At 65.9% G+C, this 21,601-nt stretch carries 27 protein-coding genes; 13 read left to right on the top strand and 14 right to left on the bottom strand.

Translation table 11 applies throughout. From position 1 onward, the window contains the following. Positions 1 to 6: 6 nt before the first annotated feature. On the bottom strand, positions 7 to 228 hold the full coding sequence (locus tag WS46_RS36540; RefSeq protein ID WP_257130031.1) for a hypothetical protein: 222 nt from the start codon (positions 226 to 228) through the stop codon (positions 7 to 9). 222 nt (positions 229 to 450) lie between these two features. On the opposite strand from WS46_RS36540, the gene WS46_RS22145 reads away from it, so the two are divergent. Further along, the gene (locus WS46_RS22145; RefSeq protein WP_059691774.1) at positions 451 to 1,188 is read left to right on the top strand and encodes a bifunctional 2-polyprenyl-6-hydroxyphenol methylase/3-demethylubiquinol 3-O-methyltransferase UbiG; all 738 of its coding nucleotides are present in this window, start codon (positions 451 to 453) and stop codon (positions 1,186 to 1,188) included. Positions 1,189 to 2,107: 919 nt separating this feature from the next. On the opposite strand, the gene WS46_RS22140 is transcribed toward WS46_RS22145, so the two are convergent. Then, positions 2,108 to 2,572, bottom strand: a complete 465-nt coding sequence (locus WS46_RS22140) for a hypothetical protein (RefSeq protein WP_059691773.1) — start codon at positions 2,570 to 2,572, stop codon at positions 2,108 to 2,110. A gap of 221 nt (positions 2,573 to 2,793) precedes the next feature. Here WS46_RS22140 and WS46_RS22135 point away from each other — a divergent pair, with 221 nt between their 5' ends. Continuing rightward, a complete protein-coding gene (locus WS46_RS22135; protein ID WP_059691772.1) occupies positions 2,794 to 3,042 on the top strand; it encodes a hypothetical protein in 249 nt (82 codons plus the stop codon). Between the two features lie 449 nt (positions 3,043 to 3,491). On the opposite strand, the gene WS46_RS22130 is transcribed toward WS46_RS22135, so the two are convergent. Beyond that, positions 3,492 to 4,235, bottom strand: coding sequence for a DUF695 domain-containing protein (locus WS46_RS22130; protein ID WP_059691771.1), 744 nt, complete (start codon positions 4,233 to 4,235; stop codon positions 3,492 to 3,494). 202 nt (positions 4,236 to 4,437) lie between these two features. Between WS46_RS22130 and WS46_RS22125 the strand changes: the two genes are divergently transcribed. Continuing rightward, entirely contained in the window at positions 4,438 to 4,746 is a 309-nt protein-coding gene (locus WS46_RS22125) for a hypothetical protein (protein WP_059691770.1), read from the top strand. Positions 4,747 to 4,867: 121 nt separating this feature from the next. Further along, on the top strand, positions 4,868 to 5,341 hold the full coding sequence (locus tag WS46_RS22120) for a VOC family protein (RefSeq protein ID WP_059524512.1): 474 nt from the start codon (positions 4,868 to 4,870) through the stop codon (positions 5,339 to 5,341). Positions 5,342 to 5,417: 76 nt separating this feature from the next. Here WS46_RS22120 and WS46_RS22115 read toward each other — a convergent pair whose 3' ends face one another. Next, on the bottom strand, positions 5,418 to 6,389 hold the full coding sequence (locus WS46_RS22115; protein ID WP_059691769.1) for a diguanylate cyclase: 972 nt from the start codon (positions 6,387 to 6,389) through the stop codon (positions 5,418 to 5,420). Positions 6,390 to 6,438: 49 nt separating this feature from the next. Between WS46_RS22115 and WS46_RS22110 the strand changes: the two genes are divergently transcribed. Then, positions 6,439 to 6,648 (top strand): hypothetical protein, encoded by a 210-nt coding sequence (locus tag WS46_RS22110; protein ID WP_059691768.1) that lies wholly within the window; start codon positions 6,439 to 6,441, stop codon positions 6,646 to 6,648. Between the two features lie 33 nt (positions 6,649 to 6,681). Further along, complete coding sequence (locus WS46_RS22105) at positions 6,682 to 6,900, top strand: hypothetical protein (protein ID WP_059524507.1); 219 nt, start codon at positions 6,682 to 6,684, stop codon at positions 6,898 to 6,900. Positions 6,901 to 7,080: 180 nt separating this feature from the next. Here WS46_RS22105 and WS46_RS22100 read toward each other — a convergent pair whose 3' ends face one another. Both WS46_RS22100 and WS46_RS22095 read right to left on the bottom strand, forming a co-directional pair. Beyond that, positions 7,081 to 7,704, bottom strand: coding sequence for a phospholipase D family protein (locus WS46_RS22100; RefSeq protein WP_059691767.1), 624 nt, complete (start codon positions 7,702 to 7,704; stop codon positions 7,081 to 7,083). Between the two features lie 176 nt (positions 7,705 to 7,880). Then, positions 7,881 to 8,351, bottom strand: coding sequence for a helix-turn-helix domain-containing protein (locus WS46_RS22095; RefSeq protein ID WP_059691766.1), 471 nt, complete (start codon positions 8,349 to 8,351; stop codon positions 7,881 to 7,883). A gap of 169 nt (positions 8,352 to 8,520) precedes the next feature. Between WS46_RS22095 and WS46_RS22090 the strand changes: the two genes are divergently transcribed. Together WS46_RS22090 and WS46_RS22085 are read left to right on the top strand one after the other, a co-directional pair. Further along, positions 8,521 to 8,958 (top strand): PaaI family thioesterase, encoded by a 438-nt coding sequence (locus WS46_RS22090; protein ID WP_059691765.1) that lies wholly within the window; start codon positions 8,521 to 8,523, stop codon positions 8,956 to 8,958. A gap of 207 nt (positions 8,959 to 9,165) precedes the next feature. Beyond that, positions 9,166 to 10,218 (top strand): NADP(H)-dependent aldo-keto reductase, encoded by a 1,053-nt coding sequence (locus WS46_RS22085; protein WP_059691764.1) that lies wholly within the window; start codon positions 9,166 to 9,168, stop codon positions 10,216 to 10,218. 64 nt (positions 10,219 to 10,282) lie between these two features. On the opposite strand, the gene WS46_RS22080 is transcribed toward WS46_RS22085, so the two are convergent. Next, positions 10,283 to 11,569 (bottom strand): MFS transporter, encoded by a 1,287-nt coding sequence (locus WS46_RS22080; protein ID WP_059691763.1) that lies wholly within the window; start codon positions 11,567 to 11,569, stop codon positions 10,283 to 10,285. Positions 11,570 to 11,604: 35 nt separating this feature from the next. Beyond that, positions 11,605 to 13,026 carry a M20 family metallopeptidase gene (locus WS46_RS22075; RefSeq protein ID WP_059691762.1) on the bottom strand — a complete coding sequence of 474 codons (1,422 nt, stop codon included), beginning with the start codon at positions 13,024 to 13,026 and terminating at the stop codon, positions 11,605 to 11,607. Between the two features lie 163 nt (positions 13,027 to 13,189). Between WS46_RS22075 and WS46_RS22070 the strand changes: the two genes are divergently transcribed. From WS46_RS22070 to WS46_RS22055, 4 genes are all read left to right on the top strand, one after another. Beyond that, on the top strand, positions 13,190 to 14,143 hold the full coding sequence (locus tag WS46_RS22070; protein ID WP_059691761.1) for a LysR family transcriptional regulator: 954 nt from the start codon (positions 13,190 to 13,192) through the stop codon (positions 14,141 to 14,143). 64 nt (positions 14,144 to 14,207) lie between these two features. Continuing rightward, positions 14,208 to 15,335 carry a tRNA 2-selenouridine(34) synthase MnmH gene (gene mnmH, locus WS46_RS22065; protein ID WP_059691760.1) on the top strand — a complete coding sequence of 376 codons (1,128 nt, stop codon included), beginning with the start codon at positions 14,208 to 14,210 and terminating at the stop codon, positions 15,333 to 15,335. Continuing rightward, positions 15,332 to 16,390 carry a permease gene (locus WS46_RS22060; protein ID WP_059691759.1) on the top strand — a complete coding sequence of 353 codons (1,059 nt, stop codon included), beginning with the start codon at positions 15,332 to 15,334 and terminating at the stop codon, positions 16,388 to 16,390. The genes mnmH and WS46_RS22060 overlap by 4 nt, the downstream gene beginning before the upstream one ends. A gap of 223 nt (positions 16,391 to 16,613) precedes the next feature. Further along, entirely contained in the window at positions 16,614 to 17,036 is a 423-nt protein-coding gene (locus tag WS46_RS22055) for a hypothetical protein (RefSeq protein ID WP_059691758.1), read from the top strand. Positions 17,037 to 17,087: 51 nt separating this feature from the next. Here WS46_RS22055 and WS46_RS22050 read toward each other — a convergent pair whose 3' ends face one another. From WS46_RS22050 to WS46_RS35570, 3 genes are all read right to left on the bottom strand, one after another. Then, entirely contained in the window at positions 17,088 to 17,921 is an 834-nt protein-coding gene (locus WS46_RS22050) for an ABC transporter permease (protein WP_059524486.1), read from the bottom strand. A 6-nt stretch (positions 17,922 to 17,927) separates the two neighbouring features. Beyond that, positions 17,928 to 18,842, bottom strand: coding sequence for a nodulation factor ABC transporter ATP-binding protein NodI (gene nodI / locus WS46_RS22045; protein WP_059691757.1), 915 nt, complete (start codon positions 18,840 to 18,842; stop codon positions 17,928 to 17,930). Between the two features lie 171 nt (positions 18,843 to 19,013). Next, the gene (locus WS46_RS35570; RefSeq protein ID WP_156443169.1) at positions 19,014 to 19,178 is read right to left on the bottom strand and encodes a hypothetical protein; all 165 of its coding nucleotides are present in this window, start codon (positions 19,176 to 19,178) and stop codon (positions 19,014 to 19,016) included. Here WS46_RS35570 and WS46_RS22040 point away from each other — a divergent pair. Continuing rightward, a complete protein-coding gene (locus tag WS46_RS22040) occupies positions 19,177 to 19,674 on the top strand; it encodes a universal stress protein (RefSeq protein WP_044843612.1) in 498 nt (165 codons plus the stop codon). The genes WS46_RS35570 and WS46_RS22040 overlap by 2 nt on opposite strands. A 90-nt stretch (positions 19,675 to 19,764) precedes the next feature. Here WS46_RS22040 and WS46_RS22035 read toward each other — a convergent pair whose 3' ends face one another. From WS46_RS22035 to lexA, 3 genes are read right to left on the bottom strand one after another with little or no spacing between them, the layout of a single operon-like run. Further along, a complete protein-coding gene (locus tag WS46_RS22035) occupies positions 19,765 to 20,463 on the bottom strand; it encodes a DUF2939 domain-containing protein (RefSeq protein ID WP_059691756.1) in 699 nt (232 codons plus the stop codon). 29 nt (positions 20,464 to 20,492) lie between these two features. Next, the gene (locus WS46_RS22030) at positions 20,493 to 20,831 is read right to left on the bottom strand and encodes a hypothetical protein (RefSeq protein WP_040144136.1); all 339 of its coding nucleotides are present in this window, start codon (positions 20,829 to 20,831) and stop codon (positions 20,493 to 20,495) included. Positions 20,832 to 20,857: 26 nt separating this feature from the next. After that, the gene (lexA, locus tag WS46_RS22025; protein WP_059691755.1) at positions 20,858 to 21,505 is read right to left on the bottom strand and encodes a transcriptional repressor LexA; all 648 of its coding nucleotides are present in this window, start codon (positions 21,503 to 21,505) and stop codon (positions 20,858 to 20,860) included. Positions 21,506 to 21,601 lie beyond the last annotated feature (96 nt).

Below are 21,601 nucleotides of genomic sequence, written 5' to 3'. Positions count from 1 at the left end.
GGCATGTCAGTTGGCCGGCAGAGGGAAACGATCCAATTCACCGCCTTGATCAGCAAGAAGCGGCAGAATTTTCGGGTCCACCAGCGCGCCAAGCCAGTTCGTCTGGAATACGGGAGTTGGCCTTCTGTCGTGCACTTCGTGACGGTGCATACATTCAAGCGCATAACCATCGAAGGGTTCGGATGCTAGTTGAGCCACACGAATATTGGACGGCCAACCGTAGAGCACTGCGTCTCGCCGGCTCGGCACGGCCTGCTTCAGCGGCCTCTGCTGCACGCGACGATACAGCGAAAACGCGGCTCGTTGAATCACAACCCTGGGGGCGATACCAAGAAAAGTACGATCGCCCCCATTTTTCTGTCAAACGGATCACTTTTCAGACATATCCAATATGAGTCGCAATTGTCGGCTGGTATACAGCTTTATACCTATCGCTGCCGGCACCATAAAATGAAACATCGCGACTACAGCTACTACCTTCACGGTCAAACGGAATACATGAAGCAGGTGCTTCAGTATTTCGCAACCCGTTGCCACGGGACGACCAGAATCCTCGATATACCGTCAGGATCCGGCGTGTTCGCCGCATCATTGAATGCGCTGGGCCATGATGTAGTGCAGGCAGACATCCATGGCTACGACGATTCCGTCGTAGCCGACATGGAAGCCCCCCTTCCGTTCCAGAGCGACGAGTTTGGTGCAGTCACCTGCCTTGAAGGAGTGGAGCACGTACTGAATCCGGTGAATCTCATTTCGGAGTTGGTTCGCGTAACGATGCAGAATGGCACCATCATCGTTTCAACGCCGAACGTTTCGAATCTGCACTCGCGCTTGCAGTTTCTCTTTACCGGTACTTTCTTCCAATTCGATGCGCGTGGTGTGCGCCAGACTCACGGGGCGTCGATCGATCGTGGCCACGTGAGTCCGTTCACGCCGCTTCAGCTGATCTATGTGTTTGGTGCGATGGGCTGCACGCTCAAGGATATCCGCATCGATCGCCGCAAGCGCATGGCGCTGCTCCCGTTTTACCTGCTCCTGAAACCCTTCTCGATCCTGTGGACCCGGAAAGTCACGGGTGGAACTGCCGCGGGAACATACCCCGGCGTTGCGAGCCTTAGCCGCCTCCTGACGGGATTCAAGCTGATGTTCGGTCGATCGCAAATTTTGATCTTCGAAAAAAGGCAGTAACCGAGATGCGCCGATACATAGGCCATGAATAAGCTCCGTTGCGATCCACCTACGGGAATGTTGACTCTTCTAGTTCGCCACATTCAGTTGAAAATATGATTCAGAATTTCTGGCTGGAATTACTGATAATTTCCTGCGCAACACCATTGCTGGCACATCATTTTCGTACAGAGCAAATGGCGAAAATCTGTCGGAAAATCGGCCCGCCGCGCAATATCTCTTTCTGGGCGATGGTGTTCCATCCACGCTATTGGCACCTCTGGAGTTTGAGGCAGTGGGAGGCCCATCTCGCGCGTCAAGAGGACGCCGAGGGCAAACTGAGAGGCGACTAAACCGTCGCCGACTCATTGTGTGTTGACTCTTCAAACGCCGGTCGGTGATTCGGGCTCACATGACGCTGAGTTGAAAACCAGCTTCGCTTCTTAAGCGTAAGAAGTCCCGAATGCCAGCGCGCGACACTCGCCATTGTCGGTATCGGGAACAACTGCATCGGGCATTGCTCGACGAGACAACTGGACCGCCTTGCAGATTGGCGGAATAGGCCAGTGTCTTGGCGCTAACCGACAAAGTCTTACAGTCTTACACTCATGTAATATTTCGTTTCCTCGTGCCCTCAGCTTTGCAGGGCCGTTCGGTCCCGACAACCCGGAAGGCGTCGGGACATTTTTTTGCCTGCATGGCCGTCGTGCGACATCGCTCGCGACGCATGATTGCCGCACTTTCCCGGCCTCCATTACGCAATGGTGAGCGACCTGCGCATGCCGGCAACCTGAACCATCACGCTGCGCAGCGCGACGTCACATGACGCGGAGCACATCGCTCGCATGTGTACGTTGAACTGACAGAGCGCACATGGCCGTATCCTTCCGGCGGCATATTTGTCATGAACCGTTCCGCACAGGGTCGGGCGCCGCGTCCTTTATTCGCCGCAATACCGCACGAGCAAATCCGCCTCCGTTTCATGCACCTCGACCGGCAGGCTCGTCGCCCCGGCATACGCCAGATAGCGCGCGCGATGCTGACCGTTCCGGAACGACGCGACGCCGACTTTCGACAGGCCCGGGATGCCTAGCAGCGTCCGCGTTCTCGTCTCGCGAAAGGTGATGAAGGGCATCTCGGGAATACGGGGTTCGGTCGGGTCGAGGAAAGCGCGGATGCCGGCGGCCTTGCCGGGCGCCCAGTATTCAACCGAAGGCAGCACATAGTCGGTCGTGTCGCGATCGGCGCAGGCGAGCAGCTTCGTCAGGTCGACCGTCACGACGCGATGGCGCGAGTCGTCGGAGGCGAATACCCGCTTGAGATGCGTGGAGGCATAGGCGGCATGTCCCGAAAGCGGGATGATCCAGACATCGACACCATCATGTTGTGCCCGGGCGAGTGACATTGTTTCCTTGGGTGTGGCAGCGATTATTGTGGCCGGAGTGTAGCAGCGCGACCGGACGGCCATGTATTTTCAATCGAGGTCAAAAGCTCGCGAGAAGATCGCGATACTGCCTGCCGGAATGACTTGCAGCCCCGAATTCACACAAGATTCACGCAGCGCGTGACGCCGGCCTGGCGCGGCGCATCATAAGAACCGAGAGGGCGGATTGGCCGGAGAAAATCATGTCACCGGTTGAGATCGAATATCTCGATTACCGCTTCACGTCGACACTCGAAACGCGGGAAACGGGGCGGGTCGCCGTGGTCGACTGGCAACTGGATTCCATTTCGCGAGGCAAGACGTTCGCGTGGGTTGTGCTCGACCGTTTCCTGAAACGCAACGATTTTGCCGACGAGGACGACGCACGCGCCAATATAGTCGACTGGCGGAGCAGTTGGTCAGCCGGAAGGGCGCGTCGCTCGTCGTCATGATCGCCGCACCGGCCGCCGGCGTCGCGCTCGGACCGTGACGTGCCGCACGCGGCACCAGGCACGCGAGCTTTCCGCTTGAAAGGGTGAGTTTCCGCACAGACGGTCGCACGGGCCACGATCACAATCTGGCCGGTTGACCGTTCTACCCCGGCCCGGTCAACCATTTCCCCGCTCGCTCGCGCAGGAGCGGGGGCTTTTTCCCCGCACGACGCATGCAAGCCGCGTCGGCGGAAACGGACAGGCGTTCGGCAGGCGGCGTCTCGCGCCACGGCATCCGTTCGCCTGATCCGCATGAATCGCTTTCCTCGTGCCTGGGCGGTTGCCTGGGCCCATCGCCGGTTACGGCCGGCGATGCCTTGGTCCCGGCGGCACGCCGTCGCGCTGCCGGGATGCTTTTTGTACCGGACCCGTCAAGATCCGACACGCGCGCAACGCGCGTGCCGGCGGGATCAGCCCGCTTGCTCGACGCTGGTTTCCCAGCCGTCGTATTCGCCACCGAGCGAGCGCACTTCGCGATTGATCTCGAGCGTATGGCGTGTGATGTCGGCCAGCGCCATCGTGCCTTCGTGCGCAAACCGCACGGCCGATTTGCCGTCTTCGGTCGGCGCGACCGATTCGACCAGATAGCCTTTCGACTCGGCCCAGTCGGCGAACTGATGCGCGTCGCTCGGTTCAGGGAAGTAAGCCCAGTGCATCACGCGCCGGCTCACGTCGCTCACGTCGCCTTTCTGCCGCAGCGCCTCGAGCACGCGCATGTCGCGCATCAGTTGCCAGTCGTCGTCGGTCGGGTAGAGCGTGCGCCAGTACGTTTCCTTGTCCGGATCGTCCTGGAATGCGTACTGAAGCGCGTAGGTCGTGCGCTCGGCGAGCGAGTCGACGATCTCGCCCGCGGTTTCCTCGTCGAACGGCACGTAGAACAGGAAATCCTGATTGCCGTCGACCGTGATGCGGCCGACCTGCACGCCGTTTTTCGCGGTCACTGCGGCGTCCAGCAGATCTTCGATGTTCGTGAGACCGGCGAACTCGTCGCTGCTCGGCAGGCCGTCGGGTGTCGGATGCTCGAGCGCGACACGCACGCTGAGCAGCGACGTGCGCGGATCGCTTTCGGCGATTTCCGCAAAGCCGTGATTGAAGCTGATGAAGGCCTGATGGTCGCCCATTCTGGCAGGGAAGGTTCCCCAGGCGTCGGTCATGTGTTTCTCCCGTGCACGATTGTCTGTTGACGGTTGCAAAGCGTCCCAATGTATCATCGAAAATCGCGTTGGCCGAAGCCGCGTGCGGGGTGATCGTGCGTCAGGCCGGCCTGGTGGCGGTCGAACCCGCGGGCTGTCGCGCCATCGTCGGCTTCCGTCGTCCGGCGTTCGTCCGGCCGCAACCGTTTCGAAGGAGATCCCGATGTCGATGTTCGCGGTGAATGGTGTCCGAATCGACGTGCGCAGCGCACGTGTGACGCACGTGCGATGGGCGGCCGTCAATCCGGCGGACCGGTCGTGGGCGGCGACGCCGAGCGAGGCGTCGGTGGGGGAAGTTGCGCGCGCGCTTGCGGCCGGCGACGACGTTCGCGCCGTATTCGACGAAGCGGACGGGACGGCGGTGGGGCCGAGACTGAAGCGCGTGCTTTATCGCGACGCGTCGGAAGGGATCGAACTCGACATCGATGCGACGAACGAGTCGCGTACGCTGCGTGACCTTCCGCAGATCTGAGAAAAAAATATCCGCAGGCGTGTCGATTTCCGTCGAGTCCGTCCGTCGTGGCATCGGAGGCGTGCGCATCGTGCGTCCGTCCCGATTTCCGATTCGATAACCGACTGAAGGAGCGACATCCATGGCCACGTCCGTCAACCCGATCCCGGAAGGGATGCGCACGCTGACCCCGCATCTGATCTGCGCCGGTGCAGCCGCCGCCATCGACTTCTACAAGCGTGCGTTCAACGCGACCGAACGGTTTCGCCTGCCGACCCCGGACGGCCGGCTCGCGCACGCGTGCCTCGCAATCGGCGATTCGACGCTGATGCTCGTCGATGAAATGCCGGAGCACGGCGCACTCGGGCCGAAGACGCTGAACGGCACGCCGGTCTGCCTCCACCTGTTCGTGCCGGACACCGATGCGGCGATCGCGCAGGCCGTCGCGGCCGGCGCGACCGTCAGAATGCCGGCCACCGATATGTTCTGGGGCGATCGCTACGGCCAGGTAGAGGACCCGTTCGGCCATCGCTGGTCGATCGCGACCCACCAGCGCGACTTGACGCCCGAGCAGATCGCGGAAGCGATGGCGAGTGCGCCGCCGTGCGGAAGCTGACCGAACGGCGCATATCGGACCCAGCGCGGCTGGCGGCAGCGGCGGACGCGCGTATCGGCGAGCGGTTGATCCGCGTTCAGGCGCCGGCGGCTTTGCCGCGCTGCTTGTCCTCGTACATGCGGCGATCGGCCGATTCGAGCAGGTCGGCTACCGCGCGGTGTCGCGCGGGATCGTATGCGACGTAGCCGACATTGAACCGGATCGCATAGCCGCGTGCGTCGGCCGCGTTGCGCAGCGCGAGCGCCTGCGTGACGCGCTCGATCGGCCCGCCGACGTCGGCCGGATCGCTGGCGCTCAACAGCACGACGAATTCGTCGCCGCCGAGTCGGGCGATCACGTCGCTGTCGCGCAGCGCACCGGTCAACGTGTCCGCGAAGGCCATGAGCGCGCGGTCGCCTTCGGCATGGCCGAAGCGGTCGTTGATCGCCTTGAAGTCGTTCAGGTCGAAGAACAGCAGTACCGCGTGCCGGCCCATGCGCTCGCACAGGCTCAGCACGTGGCGCGCGAGAATCTCGAAGCCGCGGCGGTTCGTCAGTTGGGTCAGTTCGTCGGTCGTCGCGAGATGCAGCGCCGCGATTTCGCGTTCGGTCATGTGCGCGAGATCGCCGAGCAGCGCGAGTTCGTCGACGGAGAGGTCGCGCGGCCGCGTGTCGATCAGGCACAGCGTGCCGACGGGTGCGCCGTTCGGCGCGGCAAGTGGCCGGCCCGCATAGAAGCGGATGCCGGGCTGGCCGGTGACGAGCGGATTGTCGTGGAAGCGATCGTCGTTGCGCGCGTCCTGGATCACCATCGTTTCGTCCGCGAGCAGTGCATGTGCGCAGAACGAGACGTCGCGCGAGGTCTGCGTGGCGTCGAGGCCCGGATGACTCTTGAACCACTGGCGATTCTCGTCGACGAGGCTGACGAGTGCGATCGGAACGTCGAACAGCCGGCGCGCGAGGCGCGTGAGGCGGTCGAACCGTTCTTCCGGGGGCGTGTCGAGGATCGACAACGAATGAAGCGTCTCGAGCCGGGCCGCCTCGTCGACCGGTTTGGAAGCAATCTGCATTGGCCTTTGTCTCTGGTCCCGGCTGCGGAGCCGGTCATCGATCGTCTGGATGTCGCTCGGCGCGTGCGAAAGCCGTCGGCGCATGCTTGCCGAACTCGCCGCGCACGCCGAACAGTATCGCGCATTCGCCATCGCGCTGCACGCCGTGTTGTGCGGCGTTGCCATGGCGATGCGACGCGAACGCTTCGCATGTCATGCGTCGCTGCGGGACAAGCAATTCGATGCCCGGCGGCTCAAGCTCTCCGGTGCGATGCCGTAAACAGGGCAAGATCAATCGCTCATCCACCGCACCATGGTTCGAATTCTCTACGCGGGGTATCTCGCGTTGGCGCTGTATCTGCTCTATCCGATGATTCAGAACCCGCTGACCTTCAGTACGGACTGCGTACTCGGTGCGCTGCCGGGCGGGACTCGCGATCGACCGAAGCCTTCGGCCAGCGATGCGCATGCGCATGCGAGCCGGTGTGCCGCGACCACGCAGATCGCGGAGCGGGCGGCCGACATCCACTGATTTCATCCACCGATTTCACCGATCGCGGCGCCGTCGCGCCCGGTGTGCAGGCCATTCGGCCAGGTTGACCGGCATGCACTACGCACCGATCATCGACGACATGACGGCGCGAATGCACGCAACGATGCGCGTCGGCCGCGCCGCACGCGAACGGCGCGTGGCGATCGCATGCGCGAAGAGTCAGTACGACGAGCGGTACGGCGTACCCTGGTCGAAGCGGCTTTGCCAATGCGCAAGGTAGCGCGACGCGAGTTGCGGATTGTTCCAGACCACGACGACGTTTTCGGAATTGCGGCTGGCTGCCGAGGCACTGTAGTTGAACGAGCCCGTCTCGACGTGCTCGGCATCGACCACGACATACTTGTCGTGGTGGATCGCATAGGCGTCGATCGTGCGTGTCGGAATGCCCGCGTTGACGAGCAGGTTCAGTGCCTGCTTGCTGCTCTTCGCGCGATTGCCCTTGTCGTCCACGACGACCGCGACATTCACGCCGCGCCGCTTCGCGGCGAGCAGCGCGCGGGTGACAGGCGGCGACGTGAACGAGTAGGCGGCCACGCGAATCGAGGTGCGCGCGGCGCCGATTGCCTTCAGGACGAGCGCCTCGGCACCGCCATCGGGCGAGAACGCAGATTCGACGACCTGCGTGGCGGGCGCCTCATGGGTCGGGGCCGGCAGAAGTTGCGCGATGAAGTCGATCGCTTGCTGCAGCAGCGATTCGGTTTGCGTCTTGCCGAAGGCGGCGAAGGGCGTGGCGAGCAGGGAAGCGGCGAGGCAGGCAGCAGCGAGGCGTTGGCGCGACAACATCTTGGACAGCGAATGGTTTTGAGACAGCGGGCCGTGAGTGTAACGCAGACACGGCGGCGCGGCCACGCCCGGATGCGAATGCGCGACATCGTGTGACGGTCCGGCGCCGTCGACGTGATGACGTTCATCGTGTGCGGCACTGCCATGCGCGCACGCCCCTCGCTACGCGCCATGCGTCAGTCGGCCGCCTCGCGTGCGATCCATCCGGGCCCGGGCTCCGGCTGCACGTCGTGCGCATCGAGCGGCTCGCCGCATGCCGAGCACACCGCGACCGCATGCATCAACTGACCGCAGGTTCGATGACGCAATTGCACCGGCGGCCCCTGGCCGTCGTCCTTCCAGCGATCGCCCCATGTCATCAGCGCGAGCAGGGCCGGGTAGAGGTCGAGGCCTTTTTCCGTCAACCGGTATTCGAAACGCGGCGGGCGCTCCTGATACGCGCGCTTGACCAGCACGCCTTCGTCGACGAGACGCGCGAGCCGCTCGGCCAGAACGTGGCGCGTGAGGCCCAGTTGCATCTGGAACGCATCGAAGCGGCGGCAGCCAAGAAACGCGTTGCGCAGGATCAGCATGGTCCACCGATCGCCGAGCACGGCGAGCGTGCGCGCGACCGAACAGTTCAGCGTGCCGATGTCATCCCATTTCATGATCGAGTCTCGTGCGACGGTGCAGTGAAAGAGCGGGTTCGATTATAGAACTTGCCTTCGGTTGCAACGGGCGGTGGCTGCGTTGACAAGCCCGGCACGGTTGTCAATAATCAGTTCCAATTTAGAACTTACTCGCGCGGCGACGCGCTTTCAATCAGGAGACAACCCGATGAATCCGCTTTCCCTGTCCGGTCTGGAACTGCTGCGCGCGGCGGCGGCGGGCGATCTGCCGCTCGCGTCGATCTCGGAAACGATCCCGATGCGGCCGCTGGGCGTCGAGCTCGGCTACGTGAAGATGTCCGCGCGTGCGGATGGCCGGCACCTGAATCCGCTCGGCGGCGTGCACGGCGGGTTCGCCGCGACGGTGCTCGACTCCGTCACGGGCTGCGCGGTGCATTCGATGCTCGACGCGGGCGTCGGTTACGGCACGGTCGACCTCCACGTGAAAATGCTGCGTCCCGTGCCGCGCGACGTCGACCTGATCGCGGAGGGGCGCGTGATTCACCTGTCGCGTTCGCTCGGCGTGGCGGAAGGCACGCTGAAGACGCCGGACGACAAGATCGTCGCGCACGCATCGGCAACCTGCTTCATTCAGCGGACGCAGTGACGCAGCGGGCGGCGTCGTTACGCCGGCCCGGTTCGTCCGGCATGATCCGGACCGCGGCCGCGCACGCCTCCGCGAAGGCCGCCGTACCCCGAATGAGCGAGCTCGAGCGCACATCGCAGGCGGCCTGTAAGCGAACGCACCGGCCATCTGAAGCGTTCGTTTCAATGTGATAGCGTTCCTGCTTTCCACTGACGCGACAGGAACAGCATGGAATACCGCACACTCGGCAATTCGGGCATCGAGGTCAGCCTGATCGGTCTCGGCACGATGACGTGGGGCGAGCAGAATTCTGAACGCGACGCCCACGAGCAGATCGATTACGCGCTCGGGCAGGGCGTCACGCTGATCGATGCCGCGGAAATGTACCCGGTGCCGCCGAAGCCCGATACGCAGGGACGCACGGAGCAGTACATCGGCACCTGGCTCGCGCAGCATCGGGCGCAGCGAGACCGAATCGTGCTCGCGACGAAGATCGCGGGCCCGGCGCGGCAGCCGCACAATCCGCGCCATATTCGCGGCGAAGGCAACCAGTTCGACCGCAAGAACCTGACCGAGGCGCTCGACGGCAGCCTCAAGCGTTTGCAGACCGACTATGTCGACCTGTATCAGCTGCACTGGCCCGATCGCAGCACGACGACGTTCGGCCGCCCCGCGTATCCGTGGGTCGACGACGCGTACACGGTGCCGATCGAGGAAACGCTGGGCGTGCTCGCGGAATTCGTGAAGGCCGGCAAGGTCCGCGCGATCGGCGTGTCGAACGAAACGCCGTGGGGCGTCGCGCAGTTCCTGCGCGCGGCCGAGAAGCTCGGCTTGCCACGCATCGCCAGCATCCAGAATCCGTACAGCCTGTTGAACCGCACGTTCGAGAACGGCCTGTCCGAGTTCACGCATCGCGATGGCATCGGCTTGCTCGCGTATTCGCCGCTCGCGTTCGGCTGGCTGTCCGGCAAGTACGAGAACGGCGCGCGTCCGGCCGGCGCGCGCATCACGCTGTTCGAGCGTTTCCAGCGTTATAGCAAGCCGCAGGCCGTCGAGGCGACGTCGCGCTACGTCGCGCTCGCGAAACGGCACGGGCTGTCGCCCGCGCAGCTCGCGCTCGCGTTCGTCAACAGCCGGCCGTTCGTGCGCAGCAACCTGGTCGGCGCGACGTCGCTCGCGCAACTGAAGGAGAACATCGGCAGCATCGACGTGACGCTGTCCGATGAGATCCTCGCCGAGATCGACGCGCTGCACGAACGGCAGCCGAACCCGGCGCCGTAAACGGCGAGCGGCCCGCGCGGCACGGTGCCGCGACGGGCCGCGTCCGATGCGCATTGCCGCGGGGTCAGCGCATCCCGAGCCGCGTGCGCGCGACCAGCAGTGCGACGAGACTCAGCACCGCGCAACCCATCAGGTACAGCGCCGGCGACAGCCGGTTGCCGGTCGCGCTGATCAGCCATGTGATCACGAACGGCGCGAAGCCGCCGAACAGCGTGACGCCCGTGTTGTAGCTGACGGCGAGGCCGGTCGCGCGGGTCTGCGACGGAAACAGTTCGGCCATCAGCGCCGGCAGCGCGCCGCAGTACGTCGCCTTCAGCAGCCCGATCCAGATCAGCGCCGCCAGCATCGTCGCGAACGACGCGTGATGCGTGAGCCACACGAACGTCGGCCATACGGTGGCGAGCATCAGCACGGCCGCTGCGGCCATCACGCGGATCCGCCCGGTGCGGTCGGACAGATGGCCGACGAGCGGCGTGACGAGCGTCAGCACGAAGCCGGTCGCGAGCGTCGCCGCGAAGCCCGTCGATGCCGGCAGCCCGAGCTGCTTGATCGCATACGTCGGCATGTACAGCACCATGTAGTTGATCGCGGTCGAGATCACGAGCACCCCGATCGCCAGCAGCACGCGCATCTTCTGGTCCGCGAACAGCTCGCGCACGGGTGCTTCGGAGCGCGCCTGCGTCTTGAACTCGCCCCCCTCGTCGACGTAGCGGCGGATGTAGAGCCCCACCGGGCCGATCGCGAGGCCGAACAGGAACGGCACGCGCCACCCCCAGCTTTCGAGTTGCGCGACGCTCAGCGTCGACGTCAGCAGCGCACCGAAACCCGATGCGAGCAGCGTCGCGAGGCCCTGGCTCGCGAACTGCCAGCTCGACATGAAGCCGCGCCGCTGCGGCGCGTGTTCGACGAGGAACGCGGTCGAGCTCGCGAATTCGCCGCCGGCGGAAAAGCCCTGCATCAGCCGCGACAGCATGATCCCGAGCGGCGCGAGGATGCCGATCGATGCATAGGTCGGCATCAGCGCGATCAGCAGGGTGCCGACCATCATCATCCCGATCGACAGCAGCAGCGACGCCTTGCGGCCCGCGCGGTCCGCGTAGGCGCCGAGCACGAAGCCGCCGATCGGCCGGATCAGGTAGGAGAGCCCGAACGTGCCGAGCGTGAGCAGCAGCGACGTCGCCTCGCTCGTCGTGGGGAAGAACAGCTTGGCAATCGTCACCGCGAAAAAGCCGTAGACGATCAGGTCGAACCATTCGAGCGCATTGCCGATCGATGCGGCGAGGATGATGCGCCGGATCTTCGCGGCACTGGGGCGCGCGGCGTCCTGCGAGGTCAGGGTGGTCGTATTCATCGTGTGAGCAGGTCCCGAGAAAGGGGCGAAGCGCGTTACAGGGCGGCGCCGGCCGCGGCGGGTGCCGCGCGGCGAACGGGCGGCGCGGCCTCGCCGAGATCCCAGAAGAGGCCGGCCATCATCTGCAGTCCCTCGCGCACGACGCTCGCGAGCAGGTGCTCGTCGGGCGCGTGCTGCGAGCACGCCGGATACGAGTGCGGCACCCACAGCGTCGGCAGCCCCAGCGTATCGGCGAACACTTCGTTCGGCAGCGTGCCGCCGAGGTTCGGCAGGATCGCGGGCTTCTTGCCGGTCGTGCGCGCGAGCGACGCGACGGCCCAGCGGACCCACGGATCGTCCGGCGGCAGGCGCGTCGCCGGCGCGCCGCGTTCGACGTCGATCTCGATGTCGGCGAAGCCGTGCGCATCGAGATGCGCGCGCAGATGCGCATGCAGCGCTTGCCAGTCGGTGCCGACCACGAAACGCAACTGGCAGTGCGCGTATGCGACGGGCGGAATCGCATTGACCGGGTGGTCGGGATTGCCGGCCTTGAACGCGAGAATCTCGAACGTATTCCAGCCGAACACGCGCTCGGCGGCGGAGAGGCCCGGCTCGCCCCAGTCGGCGTCGAGCGCCGGATCGCCGGGGCCGCCGCCGACGGACAGGTCGGCGAGCGCGGCGCGCACGGCGGCCGGGATCGGCGGCGGGCGCAGCCCGGCGACGCGGATCGCGCCGCGCGCGTCGACGAGGCTCGCGAGCGCGTTCGCGAGCACGGTCGCCGGGTTGCGCAGCAGGCCGCCCCAGTTGCCCGAGTGATGGCCGCCATCGCGTGCGCGCAGGCTCAGCTTGAAGTTGACCGAGCCGCGCGAGCCGAGGAACACGGTCGGACGTTCGGCGGTGACGCGCGGCCCGTCGGACGCGATCAGCACGTCGGCCGCGAGCGCGTCGCGCTCCTGGCGGCACAGTGCGTCGAGGCCCGGCGACCCCGTTTCCTCGCCCATCTCGATCAGCAGTTTCGCGTTGAAGCCGAGCCGGCCGCCGCGCGCGGCGAGCACGCTCGCCAGCGCGGCCAGGTTGATCGTGTGCTGGCCCTTGTTGTCGGCACTGCCGCGGCCGTACCAGCGATCGCCGTCGACGGTCAGCGTCCACGGCGACAGCGGCGCGCGCCATTGCGCGTCGTAGCCGCGCACGACGTCGCCGTGGCCGTAGACGAGCACGGTCGGCAGCGCGTCGTCCTCGTGGCGCGACGCCAGCAGGAACGGGCCGCCGCCGTCGACGGGGTTCTCGACGATGCGCGACGTGAAACCCAGACGCGCGGCCTCCGGCGCGATCTCGTCGGTCAGGTAGGCGCGCAGCGCGGCGCTCGAGCCGCTGTCCTGGCTTTCGGTGCGCAGGCCGACGCGGCGGCTCAGGGTCGTGAAGAGCGCGCCGGATTCGAACTGGTTCAGCGCGTGCTGGATGGCGGCGGTACGGCTCAAGACGTGTCTCCTGTATCGGTTTTCCGGCGGGTGCGGGCGCACGGCCGAGAGTGCGATCGATTCTAGAAAGCCGTTTTTTTTGTCACAATGATCGAATTTCGAACATTTCCTTGCCGAAAAGGCAAAGCGTAGCGGCCTGGGTGACGGGCCAGGGGACAGAACGATGGCGGCTTTCCTGCATGGTCTTGCGTTGCGGTATTTCGTCGAGGTGGCGCGCACCGGGTCGATCAGCGACGCATCCGCGAGGCTGCACGTGGCCGTCTCGGCGATCAGCCGGCAGATCGCGAAACTCGAGAGCGAACTCGGCGCGCCGCTGTTCGAGCGCCGGCCGCGCGGGATGGCGTTGTCGGAGGCCGGCCAACGGCTGCTGGGCTTCGCGCAGCGCAGCCTGCTGGAGGCCGAGCATGTGATGAAGGAAATCGGCGGATTGGAGGCGCTGCACGGCAGCCTGTTGAAGATCGCCTGCTCGGAAGGGTTCGCGATCGATTTCCTGCCGGGCGCGCTCGCAGGCTTCAAGGCGCGCCACCCGGGCGTCGATTTCTCGGTGTGGGTCGTGTCGCCGGCGGAGGCGACACGGCGCGTGCGCGACGGCGATGCCGACATCGGTCTGACGTTCAGCCTGGCACCGGAGAAGGGCGTGCGTGTCGAACACACGGAGCGTGCGCCGGTTTTCGCGCTCGTGCGGCGCGACCATCCGCTCGCGGCGCGCGACTCGGTGTCGCTCGCCGACGTCGCGCGGCATCCGCACGTGCTGCCCGAGGCCGGCACGACGGTGCGCCAGCTGATCGACATCGCGTGCGTGCTCGACGGGCTCATGCTCGAGCCGGAACTGACCAGCAACAACACCGCGGCGATGTACCGCTACGCGCAGCGTACCGGCGCGGTGATGTTCACGGGGCTGCTGTCGGTGCGGGACCGTTTCGACGCGGACGGCTTCGTCGTCGTGCCCGTCACGAATCCCCAGCTACGCGAGCGGAGCATCCAGGTGCAGACCATGGCGGGGCGCGATCTGCCCGCGTCGGTGCGCGCGTTTCGCGACCATCTGATCGACGTGATGAGTAGCGCGTCGCCCCCGCCGGTTGCCGTGCGCGGCCCGAGACGCCCGGGCATGAGATAATCGCGAATCCGCCTTCCGTGCCCGTGCGGCTCGCCGAGCCGCATCGCCCCTGTTCGACGCCAAATTGAAAAACCTGATTGTCACCCTCGATCGCGCCGGCGAGTTCGACGAGATCATCGACGTGCGCACGCCGCTCGAGTTCGCCGAGGATCATATTCCCGGCGCGCTGAACGCGCCCGTGCTCAGCAACGAGGAGCGCGTGATCGTCGGCACGATGTACCGCCAGGTGTCGCCGTACGAGGCGACGCGCGTCGGCGCGGCGATGGTCGCGCGCAACATCGCGCGCCATCTCGACACCACGTTCGCCGATCGGCCGCGCAACTGGCGGCCGTTGATCTACTGCTGGCGCGGCGGCAAGCGTTCGGGTTCGATGACGACCTGGTTCAATCTGATCGGCTGGCAGGCGCGCCAGCTCGAGGGCGGGTACAAGTCGTACCGCCGCTCGGTATGCGCGACGCTCGATACGCTGCCGACGCGGTTCCGCTACATCGCACTCGTCGGTCACACGGGCTGCGGCAAGACGCGGCTCCTGAACGCGCTGCGCGACGAAGGCGCACAGACGCTCGATCTCGAGGCGCTCGCATGCCACCGCGGCTCGCTGCTCGGTGCGTTGCCGGGGGTGCCGCAGCCGACGCAGAAGTCCTTCGATTCGGGGCTCGTGGGCACGCTCGAGCGTTTCGACCCCGCATGGCCGGTGTTCGTCGAATCGGAAAGCCGCAAGATCGGGCTCGTGCAGCTGCCGCTCGCATTGCTGGACGCGTTTCACGCGGGGCCGTGGGTGCAGGTCGAGGCAGCGCACGACGAACGTATCGCTTTCCTGCTCGAGGATTACGCCCATCTGTTCGATGAACCGGCAGTGTTCAAGGCGCAGCTCGAACGGCTGATCGGCCTGCACAGCCGTGAAGAGGTCGCGCGCTGGAGCGCACTGATCGACGCGAACGAGCGCACCGAACTGTTCCGCACGCTGATCGACAAGCATTACGATCCCGCTTATGCGCGCACCTATCGTTCGTCGCACGACAAACCGAATCGCGCACTGACGTTCACTTTCCGGCCGAACGCGGCCGATGGGCGCCACCAGGCGCGCGCGCTGCTCGACGCGCTCGCGCAGGCCGGACTGCCGGCATCGCCCACGGCTGGCGCGGCGGCGCGAGCCGACATCGACAACAACCCTACGACCACCACACGATGACGACCACGCGCACCCAACCCAGTCCGGCGCTCGGCTGGATGACTTTCCTGCTGATCGCAGTCACGGGACTGTTCTACGTGAAATGGTTCCCGTATTACAACAAGGCGTTCGTCGCCGCGGAGCATCATTCGATCGGCCAGTCGATCCTGATGGGCACCTCGGCGAGCGCGCCCGAGCCGTCGCTGAAGGCGGCGCTCGACTACGCGTGGGCGTACGGCAAGGCGATCTGGCAGGCCATGGTGCTCGGCCTGCTGCTCGGTTCGGCCGTGCAGGCGCTGCTGCCGGCGCACTGGGTCGCGCGCGTGCTCGGCCGCACGGGCTTCGGCAGTGTCGCCGCGGGCGGCCTGCTGTCGCTGCCCGGCATGATGTGCACGTGCTGCGCGGCGCCGGTCGTCGCGGGCCTGCGCGCGCGGCACGCGTCGCCGGGCGGCGCGGTCGCGTTCTGGCTCGGCAACACGGTGCTGAATCCGGCCGCGCTGGTGTTCATGGGCTTCGTGCTCGGCTGGCACTGGAGCGTGCTGCGGCTCGTGCTCGGCGTCGCGATGGTGTTCGGAATCGGCTATCTGCTGAACCGTATCGCGCGTCCCGAGGACCGCAGTATCGACGACGCGCAACTCGCCGCGCTGGTGGCCGAGCAGGCCGCCGCGGGCAATCCGTTCGTCCGCTGGATGAAGCTGCTCGCACGCATGGCCGTGCGGCTCGTGCCCGAATACATCGTGCTCGTGCTGCTGCTCGGCGCGGCGCGCGCGTGGCTGTTTCCGCATATCGGCCCGGACATCGGCAATCATCTCGGCTGGATCATCGCGTTCGCGGTCGCGGGCACGTTGTTCGTGATCCCGACGGCCGGCGAGGTGCCGATCATCCAGGCGATGCTGTCGCTCGGCATGGGCGTCGGCCCGGCCGCTGCGCTGCTGATGACGCTGCCGCCGATCAGCGTGCCGTCGCTCGCGATGCTCGCGCGCTCGTTCAAGCCGTACATGCTGGCGATCGTCACGGGCCTCGTCGTCGTGTTCGGGATCGTGAGCGGGTTGCTCGCGATCGCGTTCGGGTTCTGACGGACACGCGGGCGGAACGGCGATCGGGCGCGACGGCCGGACAAGTCCGGCGCGTGTGCCCGGTCGGCGCGCGGGGCGCGACAGGCCCGGCTGCCGGCGACCGGGCCTGTGCGATGGCAGCAGTGCCGCGCGCCGACCGATCCCGCCGCGCGACCGTCGTATTCATCCGGCGCCGCCGCTTCACGCGCGCGGTGCCCTTTACAAGAAGCAAACAGGAAAACGCATGACCCAACCGAAGATTCATCCTCGACTCGAAAAGGCGCTGACGCGCGGCGATCTCGCGATCCGCCAGGCCAATTCCGCGCGGGCGACTGCCGTGCTGAACGCACTCGGCACGATGATCATCGAAGCCTCCGCCACGATCGGCGTCGAGGCCAGCATCGACATTCCGCAGGGCGACCGCATTTACGATCCGGTGAACGGCCTGTGGCCGCAGAAGATGCTGGTGTCGTTCGACGGTCCGGTCGACGAGGCCGACGCGGAAGAGCTGCGCGCGGTCTATCTCGTCGCCGACGATCCGGGTACGCAGTTCCGCGTCGAATGGCATCGCGCGGACGGCAAGCTCGGCCGCCAGGAAGGCGGCCCGCTGGCGACCGTCGCATTCCTGACCGACGTCGAGATCCCGTGGAGCGACGACGACGAGTAACGTCGTCGCCATTTCATCGCAGCATCGCGCGGGCGCCGTGCGCGCCGGCCGTCAGCGCATCATCCGCCGCCGGAACAGCCACGCGGAGACCACGAATCCGCCGACCGCATAGCCGGCGAGCACCGCGAGATGCAGGCCGACGTCCGTCGCCGGCCGGCCGAGCATCGCGGGGCGGATCAGTTCGACCGCGTTCGCGAGCGGCAGCATGTGCGCCGCATGCTGCGCGACCGGCGGCAACTGCGTGATCGGGAAGAACACGCCCGACAGCAGCAGCATCGGCGTCAGCACGAGCGTCTGATAGAACATGAAGAAGTCGTAGGACGGCGCGAGCGCGGTGACGATCATCGCCGTGCTCGCGAACGCGAGGCCGGCGAGTGCGATGACGGGCAGCGCCGCGAGCATCGACGGAAACCGCGCATAGCCGAGCAGGCCCGCGACGAGCATGATCGCGACGCCGGACAGCAGCGCCTTGCTCGCCCCCCAGACAATCTCCCCGAGCACGATGTCGCCCAGCGCGAGCGGCGTGTGCATGATCGCTTCCCAGGTGCGCTGTACGTGCATTCGCGAGAAGCCCGAATACATCGATTCGAAGCTCGCGGACATCATCACGCTCGAACCGACCGTGCCGGCCGCGAGGAACGCGATATACGACACGCCGTCGACGTGGCCGAGCATCAGGCCGAGCCCGAACCCCAGCCCGAACAGGTAGATCATCGGATCGGCGAGATTGCCGAACAGCGAGGCGAGCGCGAGCTTGCGCCACACGAGGTAATTGCGTCGCCACACGGCAATCCAGTTGGTGGCATTCGCGGGCAGCGCGATCGCGAAGCGTGATTCGCGTGGCGGTGCGGACGGCGCGGCGGCGGAATAGTTGCGTACGTCCATGATCGATCAGTCCTGCATTTCGCGGCCCGTGAGCCGCAGGAACACGTCCTCCAGATTGGCCGGACGATGCAGATAACGCAATCCCGTGCGACCCTTGAGTCGCGCACTGAGCGGCTCGGGATCGGTCACGTAGCAGAACAGCGTCTCACCGCTGATCTCGGTGTGTTTCGCGAACGGCGCCAGTTCGTCGCGCAGCGCGATCGGCTCCGGCCCGTAGATCTCGATCACGTCGCAGCCGATCTCCGATTCGATCAGCGCGTGCGGCGCGCCTTCGGCGATCTTGCGGCCTTCCTCGATCACGCACAGCCGGTCGCACAGGCGCTCGGCTTCCTCCATGAAATGCGTGGTGATCAGGATCGTCTTGCCGCGCGCGAGCAGCGACCGCAACCGCTCCCACATCAGGTGCCGCGCCTGCGGATCGAGGCCCGTCGTCGGCTCGTCGAGCACCAGCACGTCGGGATCGTTGACGAGCGCGCGTGCGAGCGTCAGACGGCGCTTCATGCCGCCCGACAATTCGCCGACCTTCGCATCGGCCTTGTTTTCCAGCTTCGCGAATTCGAGCAGCGGTTGCACGAGCGTGCGTGCGGCGTGTGCCGACATGCCGAAATAGCGGCTGAACACGAGCAGGTTCTCGCGGACCGTGAAGTCGGGGTCGAGGTTGTCGAACTGCGGGACGACGCCGACGCGCTGGCGCGCATGTCGCGCGCGTGACGGAACCGGCTCGCCGCAGAGTGAAATGGTGCCGGCGTCGGGATACGCGAGGCCGAGCAGCATCTTCAGCGTGGTGGTCTTGCCGGCGCCGTTCGGCCCGAGCAGGCCATAGCATTCGCCGGCCTGCACGTGGAAGGACAGGTCATTGACGACAAGCTTGTCGCCATAGCGCTTTTCGACGTTCCGGAAATCGATCGGTGCAACGGACATGGGCAGGTTGTCGTTGTAATCAGCGGACGCGGACGCGTTTCGCGGCCGGTCGGTCGGTCGGGCACGCCGGCCGGCGAACGGATCGGATGAATGCGTGTCACATGGGCATGACCGAGGCGAACGCACGTCGACGGCACGAACGGGCCATTCTAGTGCATCGGCTGCGTCTCTTCAGGGCGGCCCCGCGCGGCACGGTGCATGCGCGCGCGGATCGTGCACCGCATCATCGCCGACGCGCCCCGCGTGGCGAATCAGCGTTTTCCATCCCTTGCGTCCGGAATTGCGGCGCACCATGATGAGTACATAGGGTACGTAGTCGCGACAGGGAGGTTTCATGGCTAGCTACAACAAGATTCTGCTGTGCTACGACGGCACGCTCGAAGGACGCAAGGCACTGCGGTGCGGCGCCAATCTCGCGCTCGACCTGAAGGCGGAAACGCATTTGTTGTCGGTCGTCGACATGCGCTCGAGCATCGCGCAAAGCGCCGGGTTGCTGACCGACGTCGCGTGCGGCCGCTTCGAGGAAACCGCGCGCGAGATCCTGCAGGAAGGCGTGAACTGGCTGCGCGAGCGCGGCGTTCAGGCGGAAGGCCATTTCGCATTCGGCTATCCGATCGACGAAATCGCGAATCTTGCGACGGAATTGAAGGCCGACCTCGTCGTCGTCGGCCATCGGTGCCGTAGCGGGTTGTCGAGATGGTGGATGGGGTCGGGCAACACGCAACTGCTCGATCGCGTGAACTGCAGCATTCTGGTCGCATGTTCGTCGGCGGAAGAGCAAAAGGCCGAGATCGCACGCGAACGCGAAGCGGCCACCGCGAGCGGCAAGTGATGCAATGATCGTGAGACCGGCCGGGTCGTACTGCGATTCGGGCCGGTCGCGCGCCGCGCCGCTAGCGGCAGCTACACCGAGTGCGGCCGCTCAGGCGTGCAGGTCGATCGCCGACAGCTTCCACGAGAACAAGCCGAAGCGGTGGAAGATCGCCGCATAGCGTGTGCCGTCGGCGCTGCGCTGGTAGGTCACGACAAATTCGTCGATATTCCGGTAGCCGGCGCTCGTTTGCTGCGGATGACCCGCCTCGCCGGGGCTGGCGGGTGCGGGCGCGACGGCGGGCGAAACTGCGGCCGAGGCGGGCGCATTGCTGCTCGGCGCGGGTGCGTTCGCCGGATTGACCGGCGGCGCGGCCGGTGCGTTGCCAGGCGCAGCGCCTGACGGCGGGCCCGACCATTCGGGCGGCCGTTCGCCCGGATTGCCGCGCGGGGGAATGCCGCTCATCAGCGCCGCTACACCTTCCGGTGTCGCATAGGCATCGACCAGCGGGCCGATCAACGCGGAGCCGATCAGCGCGCCAATCACCGCGAACGGGTTGTCCTTCTTCACCGCGTCGATCCGGCGCATCAACTCTTCCGTCACCTGCTGCTTCAGGCTGATGCGCAGCGACGGAAAATCGACATATTCGCTGACCGCTTGCGCATCGCGCGTGTCGATCGCCGATTTCAGGCGACCGAGCGCGACGTATGGCGATGCGTACGCGTAACCGATCGCCATCAGGACGACGACGGCCAGCACGACGATCAGCAATGGCTTGAGCCGCCGCGCGCGGCCCGAAGATCCAGTCACGATGCCTCCGGTGCGGACAGGTTCCGCAATCAGAGACCGCCGTGCGTGGCCGATCGTTCCTCGGCGATGCAGCGATCGATCATCCGGCACACGGCATCGATCGTCCCGACCATGATCAGGCGCGACCGGCCGTGATAGACGCGCACGGGCGCACGGCGCGCCGGCTCCGCGTGATTCAGGCCGGCGTTCAGCGAAACCCGCGCGAACGCGGGAAGCGCTGACGGCAGCAGCGACGCCTGCCGTTCAACTGCGACTTCTTGGCTCACCACGGGCGCCGCGGCGGACAGCGGCGCGCAGGGCGTGCGGCCGCGCAGGTGACGCAGGCGGCCGAATTGACGGAAAGGCAGCAGACGGGAAAGGCGTTCCATTTTGTTCTCCTCAGCGAGACCGATTGTCAGAGTTCGCCCGAGCGGATCAGCCCGACGGCGATGCCTTCCAGCGCGAATTCCGCGCTGCCGGCCTTGACGAAGATGTTTTCGTAATCCGGGTTCTCCGCGATCAGCTCGAGGCCGCCGGGCCGGCGCATCAGGCGCTTGACCGTGACGTCGTCGCCGAGGCGCGCGATGATGATCTGGCCGTCCTTCGCTTCCGTGCGCTTCTGCACGGCGAGGAGGTCGCCGTCGAGAATGCCGGCGTCGCGCATCGACAGGCCGCGCACCTTCAGCAGGTAATCGGGCTTGCTGGTGAACAGCGCGGGATCGCACGCGTAATGCTGCGAGATGTGCTCCTGCGCGAGGATCGGGCTACCGGCCGCCACGCGGCCGACGAGGGGCAGCGACAGTTGCATCAGGCCGGCGTGCGGCAGCGTGAACTGGTGCGGGGCGTCGTCGATGCCGAGCAGGCGGATGCCGCGTGACGCGCCGGCGGCCAGCTCGATCACACCCTTGCGCGCAAGCGCACGGAGGTGTTCCTCGGCCGCGTTCGGCGAGCTGAAACCCAGCTCTGCCGCAATCTCGGCGCGCGTGGGCGGGAAACCGGAGCGCTCGATCGCGCGGCGGATCAAGTCGAACACTTGCTGCTGACGGGCGGTGAGTTTGGTCATGGCTGAACTGTATGGATAGACAGTGAGCTGTATTTTTATACAGTACTTCGCGAATTTCAAGTGTTACTTGAAGTTCGACGCGATCGCGTCGGTTCC

This window comes from Burkholderia sp. RF4-BP95, from assembly GCF_001521985.1.
In the GTDB taxonomy this organism is placed as follows: Bacteria; Pseudomonadota; Gammaproteobacteria; order Burkholderiales; family Burkholderiaceae; genus Burkholderia; species Burkholderia diffusa.
This window is presented reverse-complemented; position numbering and strand designations above follow the sequence as displayed.

What these genes read in the sequence shown, in the direction of transcription:
- WS46_RS22040 (WP_044843612.1), top strand. Translation starts at nt 19,177, where the DNA reads ATGGCTAGCTACAACAAGATTCTGCTGTGCTACGACGGCACGCTCGAA.
- WS46_RS22105 (WP_059524507.1), top strand. Translation starts at nt 6,682, where the DNA reads ATGGTTCGAATTCTCTACGCGGGGTATCTCGCGTTGGCGCTGTATCTG.
- WS46_RS22080 (WP_059691763.1), bottom strand. Translation starts at nt 11,569, where the DNA reads ATGAATACGACCACCCTGACCTCGCAGGACGCCGCGCGCCCCAGTGCC.
- WS46_RS35570 (WP_156443169.1), bottom strand. Translation starts at nt 19,178, where the DNA reads ATGAAACCTCCCTGTCGCGACTACGTACCCTATGTACTCATCATGGTG.
- WS46_RS22060 (WP_059691759.1), top strand. Translation starts at nt 15,332, where the DNA reads ATGACGACCACGCGCACCCAACCCAGTCCGGCGCTCGGCTGGATGACT.
- WS46_RS22090 (WP_059691765.1), top strand. Translation starts at nt 8,521, where the DNA reads ATGAATCCGCTTTCCCTGTCCGGTCTGGAACTGCTGCGCGCGGCGGCG.
- WS46_RS22070 (WP_059691761.1), top strand. Translation starts at nt 13,190, where the DNA reads ATGGCGGCTTTCCTGCATGGTCTTGCGTTGCGGTATTTCGTCGAGGTG.
- WS46_RS22130 (WP_059691771.1), bottom strand. Translation starts at nt 4,235, where the DNA reads ATGACCGACGCCTGGGGAACCTTCCCTGCCAGAATGGGCGACCATCAG.
- nodI (WP_059691757.1), bottom strand. Translation starts at nt 18,842, where the DNA reads ATGTCCGTTGCACCGATCGATTTCCGGAACGTCGAAAAGCGCTATGGC.
- WS46_RS22085 (WP_059691764.1), top strand. Translation starts at nt 9,166, where the DNA reads ATGGAATACCGCACACTCGGCAATTCGGGCATCGAGGTCAGCCTGATC.
- lexA (WP_059691755.1), bottom strand. Translation starts at nt 21,505, where the DNA reads ATGACCAAACTCACCGCCCGTCAGCAGCAAGTGTTCGACTTGATCCGC.
- WS46_RS22115 (WP_059691769.1), bottom strand. Translation starts at nt 6,389, where the DNA reads ATGCAGATTGCTTCCAAACCGGTCGACGAGGCGGCCCGGCTCGAGACG.
- WS46_RS22145 (WP_059691774.1), top strand. Translation starts at nt 451, where the DNA reads ATGAAACATCGCGACTACAGCTACTACCTTCACGGTCAAACGGAATAC.
- WS46_RS22030 (WP_040144136.1), bottom strand. Translation starts at nt 20,831, where the DNA reads ATGGAACGCCTTTCCCGTCTGCTGCCTTTCCGTCAATTCGGCCGCCTG.
- WS46_RS22135 (WP_059691772.1), top strand. Translation starts at nt 2,794, where the DNA reads ATGTCACCGGTTGAGATCGAATATCTCGATTACCGCTTCACGTCGACA.
- WS46_RS22095 (WP_059691766.1), bottom strand. Translation starts at nt 8,351, where the DNA reads ATGAAATGGGATGACATCGGCACGCTGAACTGTTCGGTCGCGCGCACG.
- WS46_RS22055 (WP_059691758.1), top strand. Translation starts at nt 16,614, where the DNA reads ATGACCCAACCGAAGATTCATCCTCGACTCGAAAAGGCGCTGACGCGC.
- WS46_RS22125 (WP_059691770.1), top strand. Translation starts at nt 4,438, where the DNA reads ATGTCGATGTTCGCGGTGAATGGTGTCCGAATCGACGTGCGCAGCGCA.
- WS46_RS22140 (WP_059691773.1), bottom strand. Translation starts at nt 2,572, where the DNA reads ATGTCACTCGCCCGGGCACAACATGATGGTGTCGATGTCTGGATCATC.
- WS46_RS22120 (WP_059524512.1), top strand. Translation starts at nt 4,868, where the DNA reads ATGGCCACGTCCGTCAACCCGATCCCGGAAGGGATGCGCACGCTGACC.
- WS46_RS22050 (WP_059524486.1), bottom strand. Translation starts at nt 17,921, where the DNA reads ATGGACGTACGCAACTATTCCGCCGCCGCGCCGTCCGCACCGCCACGC.
- WS46_RS22110 (WP_059691768.1), top strand. Translation starts at nt 6,439, where the DNA reads ATGTCGCTCGGCGCGTGCGAAAGCCGTCGGCGCATGCTTGCCGAACTC.
- WS46_RS22100 (WP_059691767.1), bottom strand. Translation starts at nt 7,704, where the DNA reads ATGTTGTCGCGCCAACGCCTCGCTGCTGCCTGCCTCGCCGCTTCCCTG.